General features: G+C 62.4%; 16 protein-coding genes. 6 read left to right on the top strand and 10 right to left on the bottom strand.

Annotated elements, in window-relative coordinates; all coding sequences use genetic code 11:
* Positions 1–38 precede the first annotated feature (38 nt).
* Genes AC3G88_RS01725 through AC3G88_RS01700 form a run of 6 tightly spaced genes read left to right on the top strand, consistent with a single transcriptional unit; the run spans position 39 to position 6782 of the window.
* Entirely contained in the window at positions 39–2480 is a 2442-nt protein-coding gene (locus tag AC3G88_RS01725; RefSeq protein WP_488893069.1) for a hypothetical protein, read from the top strand.
* 11 nt (positions 2481–2491) lie between these two features.
* Positions 2492–3487 carry a glycosyltransferase family 2 protein gene (locus AC3G88_RS01720; RefSeq protein WP_488893068.1) on the top strand — a complete coding sequence of 332 codons (996 nt, stop codon included), beginning with the start codon at positions 2492–2494 and terminating at the stop codon, positions 3485–3487.
* A complete protein-coding gene (locus AC3G88_RS01715; protein WP_488893067.1) occupies positions 3480–3842 on the top strand; it encodes a GtrA family protein in 363 nt (120 codons plus the stop codon). The genes AC3G88_RS01720 and AC3G88_RS01715 overlap by 8 nt, the downstream gene beginning before the upstream one ends.
* Positions 3839–4696, top strand: coding sequence for a GNAT family N-acetyltransferase (locus tag AC3G88_RS01710; RefSeq protein ID WP_488893066.1), 858 nt, complete (start codon positions 3839–3841; stop codon positions 4694–4696). Before AC3G88_RS01715 ends, AC3G88_RS01710 begins: the two co-directional genes overlap by 4 nt.
* Positions 4686–5489: a PIG-L deacetylase family protein gene (locus AC3G88_RS01705; RefSeq protein ID WP_488893065.1), complete on the top strand. Its 804-nt coding sequence runs from the start codon at positions 4686–4688 to the stop codon at positions 5487–5489. The genes AC3G88_RS01710 and AC3G88_RS01705 overlap by 11 nt, the downstream gene beginning before the upstream one ends.
* Positions 5490–5525: 36 nt before the next feature.
* Positions 5526–6782 carry an oligosaccharide flippase family protein gene (locus AC3G88_RS01700; protein WP_488893064.1) on the top strand — a complete coding sequence of 419 codons (1257 nt, stop codon included), beginning with the start codon at positions 5526–5528 and terminating at the stop codon, positions 6780–6782.
* 57 nt (positions 6783–6839) lie between these two features.
* Here AC3G88_RS01700 and rfbC read toward each other — a convergent pair whose 3' ends face one another.
* The 10 genes from rfbC to AC3G88_RS01650 all read right to left on the bottom strand — a co-directional run bounded on the left by rfbC (position 6840) and on the right by AC3G88_RS01650 (position 16196).
* On the bottom strand, positions 6840–7394 hold the full coding sequence (gene rfbC / locus AC3G88_RS01695) for a dTDP-4-dehydrorhamnose 3,5-epimerase (protein WP_488893063.1): 555 nt from the start codon (positions 7392–7394) through the stop codon (positions 6840–6842).
* 12 nt (positions 7395–7406) lie between these two features.
* Entirely contained in the window at positions 7407–8279 is an 873-nt protein-coding gene (rfbA, locus tag AC3G88_RS01690; RefSeq protein ID WP_488893062.1) for a glucose-1-phosphate thymidylyltransferase RfbA, read from the bottom strand.
* An 83-nt stretch (positions 8280–8362) separates the two neighbouring features.
* The gene (gmhB, locus tag AC3G88_RS01685) at positions 8363–8935 is read right to left on the bottom strand and encodes a D-glycero-beta-D-manno-heptose 1,7-bisphosphate 7-phosphatase (RefSeq protein ID WP_488893061.1); all 573 of its coding nucleotides are present in this window, start codon (positions 8933–8935) and stop codon (positions 8363–8365) included.
* Positions 8932–9624 (bottom strand): nucleotidyltransferase family protein, encoded by a 693-nt coding sequence (locus tag AC3G88_RS01680; RefSeq protein WP_488893060.1) that lies wholly within the window; start codon positions 9622–9624, stop codon positions 8932–8934. Before AC3G88_RS01680 ends, gmhB begins: the two co-directional genes overlap by 4 nt.
* Positions 9624–10223, bottom strand: coding sequence for a D-sedoheptulose 7-phosphate isomerase (locus AC3G88_RS01675; RefSeq protein ID WP_488893059.1), 600 nt, complete (start codon positions 10221–10223; stop codon positions 9624–9626). The genes AC3G88_RS01680 and AC3G88_RS01675 overlap by 1 nt, the downstream gene beginning before the upstream one ends.
* A complete protein-coding gene (locus tag AC3G88_RS01670) occupies positions 10208–11236 on the bottom strand; it encodes a GHMP family kinase ATP-binding protein (RefSeq protein ID WP_488893058.1) in 1029 nt (342 codons plus the stop codon). Before AC3G88_RS01670 ends, AC3G88_RS01675 begins: the two co-directional genes overlap by 16 nt.
* A gap of 22 nt (positions 11237–11258) precedes the next feature.
* On the bottom strand, positions 11259–12542 hold the full coding sequence (locus AC3G88_RS01665) for a hypothetical protein (RefSeq protein WP_488893057.1): 1284 nt from the start codon (positions 12540–12542) through the stop codon (positions 11259–11261).
* Positions 12539–13801 (bottom strand): glycosyltransferase, encoded by a 1263-nt coding sequence (locus AC3G88_RS01660; protein WP_488893056.1) that lies wholly within the window; start codon positions 13799–13801, stop codon positions 12539–12541. The genes AC3G88_RS01665 and AC3G88_RS01660 overlap by 4 nt, the downstream gene beginning before the upstream one ends.
* A complete protein-coding gene (locus AC3G88_RS01655) occupies positions 13798–14682 on the bottom strand; it encodes a hypothetical protein (protein WP_488893055.1) in 885 nt (294 codons plus the stop codon). The genes AC3G88_RS01660 and AC3G88_RS01655 overlap by 4 nt, the downstream gene beginning before the upstream one ends.
* Positions 14683–14750: 68 nt before the next feature.
* A complete protein-coding gene (locus AC3G88_RS01650; protein WP_488893054.1) occupies positions 14751–16196 on the bottom strand; it encodes a mannose-1-phosphate guanylyltransferase/mannose-6-phosphate isomerase in 1446 nt (481 codons plus the stop codon).
* Positions 16197–16255 lie beyond the last annotated feature (59 nt).

The raw sequence follows: 16255 nt of genomic DNA, 5'->3' as shown, positions 1-16255 counted from the left end.
GCAACTGCCTTCCAATGTCTTGCAATCTCCCGATTTCCGTGTCTCTCCTGACTAAAACAAGAAGCTACCTGGCAACCGTGCTGGCTGCTATATCCGTCGTAGGCATCCTTGCGGCGCTGTCCCGGTATAGCCCCGCGCTGCCGTTCTACTGGTCGTTCGACGCTGCCCTCGACCTCGCTGTCTGGATTTCTGGATGGCTGGCCCTGGCGCTGGCGCTGCGCGTTTGCACCCCGCTGCTCGCTCGCCCGCTCATCGTCACGAGCCTTGGCGGGTACCTTGCTTTGGGAGTCGGCCTCGAGGCCGCGCTTGCCACCGCCGGCCTGTTCGCGTCCGCGCTGCTCTACGGCCGTGGCTTGGTGGCGCTAGCATTTCGCACCGACGATGGGGGCCCCGGCTGGTCGGCATCGATATTTGTCGGTCTGGCGCTGCTATTGGCCATGTTGGGACTGGCGATCCATGTACCCATCAACTATCGGCTTATTTACTGCGCGGTGCTGGCGTTGCCAGCTCTTGCCCTGCTGCGTCCGGGCCATGCAGCGAAGCTACGGCAGGAGCTGGGCAACCGGCTGATGGCGGGAGCAAAAATCCTGGACGGCATGCCGTATTGGGGCCTGGTTGTCCTGCTGGCGCTGCTAGCCGTCAGCGCGCGCTACGTCTTCTTCCCGACCGTCGGCTATGACGACAATGCGCATCACCTTCGGCTGTGGACCGAGCTTGCGCTGCATCAGCGGTATTCGTTCGATGTGCTCACGCAAGTATGGGAAGTGGCGCCGTTTTCGGTTGCAGGACTCCACGCCATTGCTTCGGTCTGCGCCGGCGAGGATGCCCGGGCGGCACTAAACCTCGCCCTACTTCTGCTGCTGTACATCCAGGTCTGGAGAACCCTGACCCACTTCCCGCTCCAGCAACTGGACAGACTGCTGCTGTTGCTGGCGCTCGGCAGCACGCCGATGCTTGCCAGCCTTCTGAGCACGCTTCAAGCCGAGCTGTTCCTGGCAACGCTGATGGCGTGCGGCACGAGGTTGGCGATGCAGCTCCGCAAAACGTGGGCATCGCCCGACGCCCTGGCGCTGCTTGCGATTGCGGCGCTCTGTGCCGCCACGAAGCTGCCGGGGGCGGTCGCAGGCGTGCTGCTCATCGGCACAGCGGTCGTGCAGGCGGCTCCTACGTCCGCTGGCAGCGCACCCCCGCCCGCGCTACGGTACCCCAGCTTGCTCGTGCTTGCCATCGGCATGTTCGCCGTTACGGCACTCGGGGCGTATGTGAACGCGTGGATGGTCACCGGCAACCCCGTCTTTCCTCTCTACAACGGCATCTTCAGATCGCCGTACTTCGAGGCAGTCAACTTTTCCGACCAGCGCTGGAACCCAGGTTTCTCGCTGCAGAGCTACTGGAACGTCTTCTTCAAGACATCGGCGTTCAATGAGTCGAAGGACTTCGTGGCGGGATTCCAGTACCTCTTCTTGCCGGCGCTCGCTTTGCTCGCGCTCACGCGAGACAGTGTTCGCAAGGTGTTGACTGTGCTGATTCCGCTCTTTGGCTTCGGGATCATCATGTTCTACATGACCCAGTACTGGCGCTATGTGTTTCCAGTACTGCCGCTGGCAACGGTGCTGATCGGCCTTTTGCTCGCCCAAGAAGTGCCTCGGAGCGTTCTGACTATCCGGGCTGTGATACTGGCCTGCGTCGGGCTGAACCTTTACTTCCTACCGGGCATTTCCTGGGTGTTTGACCGCGCTAGCCCGCAACAGGCGTACACCGCCGCCCGCCGTGAGGCCATCGCCAATCGGTACAACGCTCCGAAGCAGCTCACGGCGGAGCTCAATGAGCGATACCCGGGGGCTACCGTCCTGTATCCGGCGTCTGCGCCGTTCGGGGCAACGCTGCGTGGCAAGCCGGTGTACACGAATTGGTACTCACCGGTCCACGCGGCAGCCTTTGACGCGGCGCGCGATTCTGACGCGATCGTCGCCTTCCTAAGACAGGAAAGAATCGACTTCGTTATCTGGAGTACGTTCGACACCTACCTTCCCGGCAGCGCGGGCTGGGCGTTGCGAGAATACCTTAGCCGCACGGCATACCCTGTGGAGCGGCTCGATAACTACACGCTTTATCGTTTAACGGACACCGACCTGGCATATCGTAGAATCTTTGATCTACTGGACCAGACCGGCCAGGAACGCACGATCGTCGATAGTGAGCAGCCGAAGCCGTTGGCCACGATTGCGATCGACCGCGCCACATCGCTGCGCTATCGGGTGACACTGCGCTGCGACTCGCCAAAGGGACGCATGATCCTGGCTCTACGGTGGAACTCCAGTGATGATGCGTACTATCGACTGGTTCCGTGCGACACGACTGACTCCGATTTCACCGAAGCACTGCCCGCTCCCGTTGGCGTGACGCATGCAGAACTTCAACTTGCGCGACAGGACACGGCCCAGATCGTCGTTACGAACGTGAAGATTGACTCCCATTGAGGACGCGAACGATGCAAAACCAACCCGCCATCGCTGTCGTGATTCCAAGCTACAAGGTCAGGACGCACATTCTCGGCCTGCTTGCGCGCATCGGGCCGGAGTGCTCCAGGATCTATGTGGTGGACGACTGCTGCCCCGATGGCAGCGGTGACTACGTGACAGCCAGCAATCAGGACCCGCGGGTCGTTGTCCTCAAGAACGAGGTCAACCTTGGTGTTGGCGGTGCGGTTATGCGGGGCTATCAGCAGGCCATTGCCGACGGCATGGACATCATGGTCAAGCTCGATGGCGACGGACAAATGGACCCGGCGCTGATACCCGATTTCGTGTTGCCGATCATGAGCTGCGAAGCCGACTACACCAAGGGAAACCGGTTCTTCGACCTCGAGGAAATCGCCGCGATGCCCAAGGTACGTTTGTTCGGCAACGCCATCCTGTCGTTCATGACCAAGGTGTCGTCCGGCTACTGGGACTTATTCGATCCGACCAATGGCTACACCGCAATTCATCGCGATGTAGCGCAACGGCTTCCGTTCGCGAAAATCAGCCGCCGGTATTTCTTCGAGACCGACATGCTGTTTCGCCTGAATACGTTGCGCGCCGTCGTGGTTGATGTGCCCATGGACGCCAGGTATGGCGACGAGGTCAGTGGCCTGCACATTCGGAAAATTGTGGGCGAGTTTGTGTTCAAGCACGCCCGGAATTTCGTCAAGCGGATCTTCTACAACTACTACCTCCGCGACATGTCGCTGGCATCCATCGAGCTGCCGCTGGGGATCGCGATGATGCTGTCAGGCATTCTGTATGGCGGCATTCACTGGGTCGGGTCGATGCAGCGCGGCACGGCCACACCGGCCGGCACCGTCATGCTGGCGGCCGTGCTTCTGCTGATCGGACTGCAATTCACACTGGCTTTCATCGCCTACGACATCGCGTCGGTCCCGCATCGAGCCATCCAGAAGCGCGCCAGACGCAGGCCGTCAGTTCGCGGTACGGTCGATGATTAAGCGCCAGTTCATCTTCTTCGTGCTCGGCGGTATCCTGTCGATGCTCGTGGATATCGCATCGATGCAGGCGCTGATGCACATGCGCTTGGGCTATGGCATCGCTGCCTCCGGGGGCTTTGTCGCGGGGCTCGTCGTCAACTACGTCTGCCACGCGCGTGTCACCTTCAAGGCGCGACATACAGCTTCCACGCCCTTCAGGTACGGCACCGTGGTCTTGTTGAACTACCTAATCACGATGAGCCTGATCTTGGTGACCAAGCACCAATTTGACAGCGTTCTGGCCGGAAAGATCATCTCGCTGCCCATCGTCGCGATTAATGGGTTCGTGCTGAGCAGATTGTGGGTATTCCGATGACAACTTATGCGCAGGCAGGCGTCGAGGCGGACAAGCTACTGCAGTACAGGGACCTGTTCCTGACGTGCTTTCCGACTGCAGACAAGTTCCGGCATCCTGCATTCCTCCGTTGGCTGTATGCCGACAATCCGGACGGCCAGGTCGTCGCATTCGATGCCTTTGACGGTGACCGGCTGATTGCGCACTACGCGTGTGTCCCCGCAATGGTCCGCGTCGGCGGATCGCCAGCACGCGCGCTGCTCTCGCTGAACACGGCTACGCGCCCCGAATACCAGGGCAAGGGCCTGTTCACGCAGCTTGCGGACATGACCTATCGCCGCGCGGCCGAGTTGGGTTTCGATTGCGTGTATGGCGTGGCCAATGCCAACAGCACGCCGGGGTTTGTCAGAAAGCTGGGCTTCCAGCTGGTGCAGCCGCTTGACGCTCGACTCGGCATCGGCGGCCTGGGCATAGACTTCGACGCAGTCGCCCGCAACGCGGAGTTCGAGCGAACCTGGACGCAGGAAGCCATCGGATGGCGGCAGGCCAACCCCGTCAACGCCATCCAGTGCCAGCGTCACGGGCAGAAGCTCAGTTTCACCGCGCAGGCCTCGGGCCGGCTTCTGTCCGCGTATGCGGAGCTTCCCGTTTCCGCGGCTCTGCAGGGCGCTGCCACCGGTGGACGCGGAGCGCCGTTCCGGCTCTACCTGGGACTCACCCCGGATGGCAGTTGCGGATTCCACACCTATGCCCAGATTCCGGCGCACCTGCGCCCGTCTCCGCTGAACCTGATCTACCGGTCGCTGCAGGGTGACAGCCTGCAGCTGACGCGGGGCCACGTTCAGTTCTCGTTCCTGGACTTCGATGCCTACTGAAGCGTCCGGGGTGCGCCCCGTCTCCGCGTTCTTGTTCGCCCACCAAGACGATGAATTCGGTGCCTACGAGCTGATTCTCGCCGCACTCAGGCGCGGACATCGCGTGGTCTGCGCCTATTTCACCACCGGCGTCCCGCCGGGCGGCGATTCCTCACAGCGCGACCAGGAATCCCTGGCGGTGCTGAATCGACTTGGCGTGCCGCCTGCCGATGTTAGGTTCGCGGGTACCGAACTGGATATCAGCGATGGCCACCTGCTGGTCGCGCTCGGGCCTGCGAGCACCTGGACCCGCGAGTGGCTCGACGCCTTCGGCAACGTGCAGTGTGTCTACCTGCCCGCATGGGAAGGCGGCCATCCAGATCACGACAGCCTCCATGCCAGCGCACTCGTGGCATGCGCCGACGCGGCGCTGCTGGACGTCGTCCGGCAGTTCCCGCTCTACAATGCGTTTCGTTGCCCCGCGCCTTTTTTCAAGGTGCTTTCGCCCCTGCGCGAGAACGGTCCGGCCGACGCGCAGCGCATACCGTGGGGGCATCGCATCCGGTTCCTGCGATATGCGCTGAGCTATCCGTCGCAGCGCAAGAGCTGGATCGGCTTGTTCCCCTTCATGTTGCTGCATCACGTGTTCACGGGGACGCAGGCTGTGCAGCGCGCCAGCCTGACGAGGATTGCCGAACGCCCGCATGCCGGCCCACTTTATTACGAAGCCCGGCGATTCTCGACCTGGCCCGAAGTCACCTCGCACATCCAGGCGTGGCTGGCCCGGCGCGCGTCGCCCGCCAATGCGCCCTAGCCCCGGCAATCCGGCCCCTTTATCACGGCCCATCCGATGACCACTTCGATCAAGAAGACCTTCTTCTATCTGATCCTGATCCAGGGCGGCAACTATCTGTTCCCGCTCCTGCTGCTGCCCTACCTCGGCAAGGTACTGGGCGTGAAGGAGTTCGGCGTGCTGGCCTACTGCCAGGCGATCATGCAATACCTGACGCTGCTGACGGACTATGGCTACAACCTGACGGCCACCCGTCTGGTGTCGCTGCACCGGAACGAGCCCGACGCGCTGAACCGCGTCTACGCCAGCACCACGTCCGGACGTGCCGCACTGATGGCGGGGGCACTGCTCCTGCTGCTGGGCGGCATCACTTTCGTGCCCGACATCCGGCAGCACTGGGCGGTCTTTGCTGCGGGCAGCGTGGGGCTCATCGCCAACTCATTTACGCCGCTGTGGCTATTCCAGGGCCTTGAGCGCATGAAGGCCCTGGTACTGCCCACCTTCGCATCGAAAGCCATCAGCCTGATCTGTGTGGTGCTGCTGGTGAAGGGGGAAGGCGATGCCGCGCTGGCGGCTCTCGGCATCAGTATCGGCAACGCGGTACTGGCCGTGGCGGCGCTTGTCATCATTTCGAAGGGAAAGCTGGCGGCCTTCACCGCCGTCCGGATGCGGGAAATCAGTGAGACGCTGGTCGACGGGCTTCCTGTGTTCCTCTCGGTCGTGCTCATCAGCTTCTACGTCAATTTCAATTCGATCCTGCTGAACTACTTCTACGGACCGGTGGTCGTTGGACAGTTCGCCATGGCCGACAAGATCCGATTGGCGGCACAAGCGGTGTTCGTCGTCATCGGACAGGCGTTCTACCCGCGCATCAGCCAGTACAACGCCAACGACCCAGCGGCCGCGCACAAGCTGGTCCGCACGGCGGCAGTGGCCATCATGGGCTCGTCAGTCGTCATGCTGGCCGTCATCATGCTGTGCGCCGACTGGGCCGTGACGTTCTGGCTTGGCGAGCAGTTCCGCCCTTCGATCGGCCTGCTGAAGCTGGAGGCGATCATGCTGCCGGTCATCGGCGTGGCACTGGTCTACGGCAACCTGGGATTGATGGCGATGGGCAAGACGCGTGCCCTGCGGAATGTCTATATCGTCGCGACGATCCTGCACATGCTCTACGTCGTGCCCCTGACGCTGGGGTGGGCTGCGGAAGGGACGATCGTCTCGGTCATCCTGACGGAGCTGATCGGCGCCGCTGCATTCGCGTGGATGTATGTCCGGGAACGCATGCGCCTGGACACACAGGCGCGGGCCGCCTAGCCGGCGCACGACGACCCGCAGGCCAGCCGCATTGCGTGGCAGCCTGGCGCTTCGTCATCAGTCGAACTTGTCCGCATCGGCAAAAAGCTTGCCGGCGGCATCCTTGGCGGCCAGGGTCGGCTCGCCGTCGATGGGCCATTGCACGCCCACCGTCGCATCGTTCCAGAGAAGACTGCGCTCGTGCTCGGGATACCAGTAGTCGGTGGTCTTGTAGAGCACCTCCACCGCGTCGCTGATAGCCACGAATCCGTGCGCAAAGCCAGGGGGCACCCACAACTGCCGCTTGTTCTGCTCGGACAGGGTCACGCCGACCCATTTGCCAATATTGGGCGAGCTGCGCCGCAGGTCCACGGCCACATCGAATATCTCCCCGCGCACCACACGCACCAACTTGCCTTGCGGCTGGCAGATCTGATAATGCAGGCCCCGCAGCACGCCCTTGGCGGAGCGGCTGTGGTTGTCCTGGACAAAGGCTGTGTCGTCCAGCCCGGTCAGCTGCTGGAAATCACGCTGGTTGAAGCTTTCGAAGAAGAATCCGCGATCATCGCCAAAGACCTTCGGCTCGATGACGAGGACTTCGGGCAACGCTGTCGGAGTCGCGACAAATGGCATGGCAACGTTCCTTTATTTCAGAAGACCGAGCAGGTACTTGCCGTACCCGTTCTTGGCCAGTGGCGTGGCAAGCTCCTGCACCTTGGCGGCATCGATCCAGCCCTGCCCGAAAGCGATCTCCTCGGGGCACGCCACCATCAGGCCCTGACGCTTCTGTAGCGTGGCGATGAATCCGGTGGCTTCGAGCAGGCTGTCGTGCGTGCCGGTATCCAGCCACGCAAAGCCACGGCCCATGATTTCCACGTTCAGCGAACCCTGTTCCAGGTAGTGCCGGTTGACGTCGGTGATCTCCAGTTCGCCGCGTGCCGAAGGTTTGATGCCGGCAGCAATGTCGCACACCTGACTATCGTAGAAATACAGGCCCGTCACGGCGTAAGCGCTCTTGGGCTTCTGCGGCTTTTCCTCGATGCTGATGGCGTTCTGGCTGGCATCGAACTCGACCACGCCGTACCGCTCCGGATCCGTCACGTGATAGGCGAACACGCTGGCCCCCTGCTCGCGCGAGTCGGCATTCTTGAGCAGGCGCGGCAGATCATGGCCGTAGTAGATGTTGTCGCCGAGAATCAGCGCGCTGGAACCGCCGTTCAGAAAATCGCGCCCGATGATGAACGCCTGCGCCAAGCCATCCGGCGACGGCTGCACGGCGTAGCTGATCTGCATGCCCCACTGGCTGCCGTCGCGCAGTAACTCGCGAAAGCGCGGCGTGTCGGCAGGGGTGGAAATGATCAGCACTTCGCGAATGCCGGCCAACATCAGCGTGCTGAGCGGGTAGTAAATCATCGGCTTGTCGTAGACTGGCATCAGCTGCTTCGAAACCGCCTGCGTGACCGGATAAAGCCGGGTGCCGGAGCCACCAGCAAGAATAATGCCCTTGCGTGTCGTCATAATATTCTCCTTCTCGGCCAGTGCATGGATTTGCCCCGGCCTTGTGCGCATGTACTGTGCGCACTTCGCACCCTGAAGCCTGCTTATGTGGCGCTGGCCTGCGGCGCCAGATAGCCGATCGCATCGCGCAACGAAGCGATCACCGCCGTTGCTTGGCCCTGCGATCCCTCATACTGCTTGCCCACCGGTGGCGTAAAGAGCAGGTTGGAAGCCACACCCGCCGCCAGACCCGCCTCGATATCGCTGATCTTGTCGCCGACGAGTACGGAGCGGCCCAGGTCCACCTCGAACTCTCGAGTGGCCTGCAGAAACATGCCCGTCCCCGGCTTGCGGCATTCTGACTCGCGCTTGTACTCGCCAATGCCATGGTCGGGGTGATACGGACTGAAGTAGACGGCGTCGATTTCCGCCCCGGCGGCCTTGAACTCCGCGCGCATCCATTCCGTCAGCGCGTGAAAGTCGTCTTCGGTGTAGTAGCCTCGCGCGATGCCGGCCTGGTTGGTCACCACGAAGATCCAGTAGCCTTGTGCCTTGGCGGCGCGGCACAGATCGAAGATGCCATCCAGGAATTCGAAGTCGGCCGGGCGATGGACATAGCCATGGTCCACATTCACCACGCCATCGCGATCGAGAAACAGTGCTGGCCGTGGCGTCATTTCACGATACCTGCCAACTCGGTCTGCGCCCGCGCATAGTCATCGGGCACACCGATGTCGATGAAATACCCCTGCGTGACAAACACACCGACGTGCTCCTGCGTCACGGCATGCGCCAGATAGTCCGATTCGAGCGAAAAGGGCTGGCCCCGGGTGAATGCATCCAGGCAGCGGCGCGGCAGCACATAGCAGCCGGCATTGATCAGCCCCGGGCCCGCAACGCCTTTCTCCATGAAACCTCGCACACGTCCGCGCTCCACGTCGAGCCGGCCGTAGCGGCTGGTATCGGGCACGTCACGGGCCACGATGATCGGGCCGGCGTCGCGCGACAGCTGGCGCACGACTTCGGTCACTTCCAGATCCAGGAACGTATCCCCATTGAAGACAAAGACGTGCTCGTCGGTGCAGCGCGCAAGCGCCGCGCGCAGCGCCCCGCCTGTGCCCAGCGGCGTGTCCTCAATCTCGTAGACCAGTTCCAGGTCCGCGTAACGGTCGCCGAAGTGACGCACGATCTGCTCCGACAGATATCCCAGCGACAACACGACGCGCGTAAATCCCTTGCGTGCCAGCGTGGTCAATAGGATCTCCAGGAATGGGCGTCCGGCAACCGGGGCCATGGCCTTCGGGACGTCCGCCACCACCTGCCGCAGCCGCGTGCCCAGGCCTCCAGCCAGGACGATTGTCTCCATCAAGCCTTACCTCCGAAAATCTCATTCTCGATGATGCCGCACAGGATGTGCCCCAGCACCAGGTGACCTTCCTGGATCTTCGGCGTGTCGGCCGCCGGCACTTCCAGCACATGATCGCAAAGAGCGCCCATCGGGCCACCGCGATTGCCGGTGAGGCCGATCGTCGTGATGCCAGCAGCACGAGCCGTCTCAAAAGCCAGCAGCACGTTGGGCGACTTGCCCGACGTCGAATAGGCGATCAGCACGTCGCCCGGCTTGCCCTGCGCCTGCACCTGGCGTGCGAACAGCTTCTCGTAGCCGTAGTCGTTGCCAATCGCGGTCAGGATCGACGAGTCCGTAGTCAGCGCCACGGCCGGCAGGCCCGGCCGGTCGAATGCGAACCGGCTGACCAGTTCGCCCGCGATGTGCTGGGCATCAGCCGCGCTGCCGCCATTGCCGGCCAGCAGGACCTTGCCGCCCGCCTTCAGCGACGCCACGCAGGCCATCGCAGCTGCCTCCACGGCGGCAAGCAATGCCGGCTGCGCCAGCATTTCGGCCATGATGCGCTGGGTTTCCTTGACCTGGTTGACGATGTAGGTCGCGTTCATACGATGCTCCATGCTTGCGTGCCGTTCTTGGTGAAGTGAGCGTTGCTCACCTGGCCCTCGTAGTTGTTCAGTGTGTGAATGACCTGCATGCGGCGGTCCGGCGGCACGAAGAACATCATGAAACCGCCACCGCCCGCGCCGGACACCTTACCCGCCAATGCGCCGGCCGTTACCGCGCCCTCGTAGATCTCGTCGATCAGCGGATTGGATACCGTGCGCGCACTCTTCTTCTTGTTTTCCCAACCCTGGCGCATGGACTCGACGATGCCGGAGAAGTCACCCTTGAGCAGGCATTCCTTCATCACATACGCTTCGCGCTTGATGTTGTGGAAGGTTTCGATCGAGTCCTGGCTGCCGGATTGCATGTTGCTGCTCTGGTCCGCGATGATCTTTGCCGATTCACGCGACACGCCCGTGTAGAACAGCACCAGCGACGCCTCCAGCTCGCAAATGATCCAATTCTTAATACGCAGCGGGCTGATCAGCGCGCGCTCCTCAGCGTAGAACTCCATGAAGTTGAAGCCACCGAACGTTGCCGAATACTGATCCTGCCGGCCGCCCTTGAGACCGCAATCCACACGTTCGATCTTGAACGCCATGCGCGCGATCGCGTAGTCGTCGAGTGGCAGGCGCAGCAACTCCGCAAACGCGCGGACCATCGTCACCACCAGCGTGGAGGACGAGCCCAGGCCCGAACCCGCCGGCGCATCGCAGAACGTTGTCAGTTCGAGCGCCATCTGCACGCCGTTGTTGAACGTCGTCATGATCTCCCGATAGACGGCCTCATGCAGCGCGAGCTTGGAGCCGACGCCAAACGCTTCGTCCAGCGGGCGCTCCACTGCCACATTCTGGTCCGTGGCGACAAACCGGACCGTAGGCGTATCCAGCACCTTGATCACCGCGTAGGCATAGCGATCGATCGTGGCGTTGAGAACTGCCCCGGTATGCACATCGCAATACGGCGATACATCGGTACCGCCGCCGGCGAGTCCCAGACGAAGTGGCGCGCGTGCTCGAATAATCATAGTCAATCACCTGAAAAGACAGTCATCCTGATGTGGTTTCCCGATCCCGTGCATAGGCCGGGGCCGCGATGTCCGGCGAGCTGGCCGTCACCGCACGGCGATCCTCGTGCGGAAATGCCAGTAAGAGCACCGCAAAGCCAAGGAAGAAGGAAATCGATTCGTGCCCCGCGCTCGCGAGCGACGTCAGCAGCAGGTAGACGATGGCTGCCTTGGCGCGCGGGTCGCTGATGCGGATGCGGCGGCATATCATGTACAGGGTCCAGATGAAGAAAACGCCGAACACCAGCAGGAAATCGAACAAGGTGGACTTAGTCGATACATTGCTGAGATTCTCGACGATCTCCGTCACCTCGGAAAAATTGAGCGGCAGCATCGAGCCCAGCCACCCCATCGCCCAACCGCCAAATGTCTGGACCGCGCCATAAAATCCATAGTAGCCGAACCCGAATGGGTTGACGACCTGGCCCGCCAGTCCCGTCAGCCACAGCGTCATGCGCGTGGAACCCGAGGTGAAATTACTGAGGTCGTGCGCCACCGCCTCGGCTTGACGGAAGCCCACGGCGATCACGATCGGCGCAAAAAACAGCAGGTACGGAATCAGCCGACGCGACATGCTGACCCAGAGGAACGCCACGAGAATGCTGATGGCGGCGCCTTTCGAGCCCACCAGAGCCAGCACGACCATCATCAGCAACATGAACGTCGCCTGGCGCTTAGCCGAATACGGGCGGGCCATCTCCCTGATCAAGTAAAGCATCATCGCGTAGCGGCCAATGATCGTGCCGAAGTGCGAATTCTCCTGCATGAAGCCGCGCGCGCGTTCGTCGCCGATCACCTGATACGCTGGCGCGAACACCAACTCTCTCAGGGTGGACGGCAACAGGCGGAAGTGGTCGCTAAACAGATAGCCGATCGCGCAGATCACGAGTGCCGCTATCAGCGCCCGGCGCAGATGCCGGATGCGCAGATGGTCAATGAACAGCAGCGGCGACAGCCATACCATGGACAGCACCAGCAGTGTCACCGACTTGCCCAGGAAAAACACGGTCGGACCGGCAATCAACGCGCAAAAGATCGATACCACGCCCCCGTAGGCGATCATCCACCAGACATTGCGGCTGACATCCGACTGGGCGCGCCCTTCCACCAGCCGTACCAGCAGCACGACGGGCAGGCAGCACGTGAGCAGCAGCGGCCCCGGGGAGGCGGCCAGATAGCCGAGAACCTCCGGACGATAGACTGCCCCGAACGCCATCAGGGCGATCGACACCGAGAATGCGATGGATAATAGCCAGGAAATCATCATGCTGGTTCCGACGCCGACGCGGTGCCCGCGCCGCTGAGCAACCGGCCGATTTCTGCATGAATTTCGTCCGCGAACAACTGCCAGCTTGCGTGCTGCTCCACGGTACGGCGGCCGGCCTCGGCAATATCGAGCCAGAAGGCGTCGTCGGTCACCAGGCGGCTCACGCCGGCGACGAATTCCTGCGCCGTGTCGAACGCCAGCAGGTTCTCGCCGGGACGGAAATAGCCGCAACTTTCGGCGTCGAGACGGGTCGCCACGACCGGCACCTGGTTGGCCATGGCCTCAAGGATCTTCTTGCGGATGCCGCCGCCAACATAGGTGGGCGACACCAGCGCCAGCGATTCGGCGAACACGGCGGCAAGCGACGGCACGAACCCCAACGCGCGAATGCGCAATGCGCCAAGGTGCTCCGGCGTCATTCCCACCAGAGCCGCCAGGCGGTTCTCGTCGACACCGGTCACGGCGACCGATACTTCTTGCAGCGCCGATTCCGCCGAAGCCGGCGCCCACATGGTGTGGAGGAAGCGCTTCAGGCTGGCGACACTCTGGGTTGCGCTCGGATTGAGCAAGGCCAGCAGCTGGGTCGATACCGCCTTACGGCTCACCGAACGCTTCGGGGGAATCGGAATGCCCTCGGGCGCCAGGCAGAAATTGCTGCGCTTGTCCTGGGCCCGTGCAATCGCCAGGTCGTGGTCCGTGAGAAATGCCACTGCGTCCACGCGCTTCCAGATGTCAATCTCTTCGCGACGCGTAAGGTGGGCGAACAGGCCCGCCGCCAGTCGCTTGACCCCGCCCAGGGAATCGCGATAGCTGTACACCAGTTCGTACTCGATATTGTGCTCGCGCAGCACGATGGGCACTTGCCAGCCTCTGGCCCGGCTGATCTTCTCCGCCAGCGCCACGGTATGAGGGTGAAAGCAGAGAATGGCGTCGAACGTATCGCTGCCGATCGCTTCCAGATGCACACGCGCGGCATCCGCAGTCGAGTACTTGGCAAACTTGTAGGGTTGCCCGCGCATCGTGGCATTTGCCACCACGCCGATCGATTCCACCGGCGCGAACGGCACGGCGAGCTGGCGCACACCCATGGCCTGGTAGCCATCGGCAACGGCGGCACTGTTCTCGGCTCGCGGATAGGCATAGGTAACATCGAAATGGCGGGCCAGCGATGCCAATGCCCCGTGAATGCCTTCCTTGCCGCCGTTCACCGGCGGAATGACTTCCTGGGGCCCTAGCGCGAGTAGCTTGATTCTCTTCATTTTCGTGCGATCCGCGAGAGCAGTACGTTGGCTTTCGCACCAAGCCGGTACTTGAATCCATAGTTGACGGGCATCACCAGCCCCTGCCGCTGAAGGAGCGTCTCGCTCAGGAGATATTCGAACGCCACGGTGACGGCCTTGCGCAGGATCAGGTCCTCGGCCGTCGACGGGTTCAGGCGGCCCTTCCATGACCAGGGGGTGACCGGGCCAAACAGATGCACATGCAGCAGATGCTTCAGGGGCGTATGCGCGGTGCAGAGTTGGTCGAGCCAGGCTCGCACGGTGCCGCTTTCGGCATCGGCCGGCAGTTGCCTGCTCAGATCCCACATGGTCTCGAACCCCGCCCGGTTCAGCAGGAAGCAGAACGTCGAAAGGTGCCGGCGCGTGGGATTGCGCGCATCTACCATCAGCAGGTCGGTGGAAGGATGGACTTCGCCCGCCGCTGCGGGCTCGTCGACAGCGGCCAGGCTCGGCATCAGGGTGCAGAGGCGCTGAGCCAGCGGCCGCCAGGCATGCTTGGTGAATAGCGTGTCGTTCAGCACCACGTACAGGTCGTGATCCCCAGCGATATCCAAGGCCGAGGCATAGGCGGAGATATCGAAGAAGCTGCCCTTGCAGGGTACCCAGGATGTGGCGCCGCCTTGTTCCACGGCCGGCTCCACTGGCGCACGCATGCTCACTAGGCACTGGCGGGCCAGTCCGCCGTCCTGCATCAGGATCTCACCAAACGACGATGTCAGGCCTGCGAATTTCGCAGGCGACGTGTAGTAGCACGCACCGATGAGCGCAACGCGCAGGTTTTGCTCGTGTCGGGGCGACCGCGGTGAGTTGCTTGTCATTACGGGAATCCAGGAATACAGCGTTCGGCAGGCGCCGGTCATTCAACAGTGAAGGGGAAAAGGGGCGCCAGCGCGGTGACAGGGATCACCGCGCTGGCGACGCCCGTTGGTCATTGGCGGCCGTAGTTGTCCTCGAGCCGGACGATGTCGTCCTCGCCAAGATAGCTGCCCGATTGCACTTCGATGATTTCCAGCGGTATGCTGCCGGGATTAGCAAGCCGGTGTACTTCGCCAAGCGGAATGTACGTCGACTGATTCTCGGTCAGCAGGATCGTCCTTTCACCGCAGGTGATCTCGGCCGTGCCCTTGACCACGATCCAGTGTTCCGCGCGGTGATAGTGCTTCTGCAAGCTCAGGCTGGCCCTTGGCTTCACCTGGATGCGCTTGACCTTGAAGCGGTCGCTTTCGTCCACGCTGTCGTACCAGCCCCACGGGCGATGCACCTTGCGATGCAGGGTCTGCTCCTGGCGCTGCTGCCGGCTAAGGGTGTTGACGATGTGTTTGACGTCCTGACTATGCGACTTGTCCGCTACCAGGACCGCGTCCGGCGTCTCCACCACGATGAGATCCTCGACCCCTACCACCCCGACCAGGCGGCTGGTGGCGTGCACCAGCGTATTTCGGCTGCCGGTGGTAATGACATCGCCCACGTACGCATTGCCGGCCTCATCCTTCGGCAGAGTATTCCAGATCGCATCCCATGCGCCGAGATCGCTCCATCCGGCATCGAGCGGCACCATGCGGATCGGGAAGCGGCTCTTTGGGCAGCGCTCCATCACGGCGCAATCGACGGAGTCGTCCGGAATATCGCAGAACTCGGTCTTGCCGGGTCGCGTGAAATTGTCGTCGCGAGTGCGGGCGTCCCATGCCAGCCGGGTTGCGGCCAGTACATCGGGACGGAACTGCCCAAGGGCGTCCAGCCAGACCGAGGCGCGCAACACGAACATGCCGCTGTTCCAGCAATAGCCACCCGCTTCCAGATAGCGCTGGGCAGTGGCGGTATCGGGCTTTTCGACAAATGCCTCGACGTCGCGCACCGCTCTGGCATCGGCGGGAATGTCGCCCGTCTTGATATACCCATATCCGGTCTCCGGACGCTCAACAGGAATGCCAAGAATGACGATGGCGCCCGTCGCCGCTTCCCGGATCGCCTTTCGCAGCGCAGCGGTATAGGCGGCATTGTCGGCAATCGCTTGGTCCGCCGGCGTCACCGCGAGCACCGGATCGTTGCCGGACTCCACCGCTGCGAGCGCAGCCAGCGTCAGCGCTGGCGCGGTGCCGCGTCCTGCCGGTTCCAGTAATGCTGCACCCAAGGGCACCCCGGTTTCCCGCAGTTGCTCCAGCGCCAGGAAACGGTGCTCCTCGTTACTGACGATAATCGGATCGCCGACTGGCGCCTCGGCGGTTCCCAGCCCCCTCACCCTGGCAATGGCCTGCTGAAAAAGGCTCTCGTTTCCCGTTAGGCAGAGGAACTGCTTGGGAAACCCGGCCCGTGACAGCGGCCATAGCCTCGTGCCAGAACCACCGCACAGAATTACTGGAGTCACCGAAATCATGAGTTATTCCTTTGCCATTCAAGGCACCGCCGTGCGGCTGCGTCAGCGCAACCGCCTGT

Source organism: Cupriavidus sp. 86D6 (genome assembly GCF_057815095.1).
Note: the sequence above shows the minus strand (reverse complement) of the source record. Positions and strands in the feature narration are given on the sequence as shown.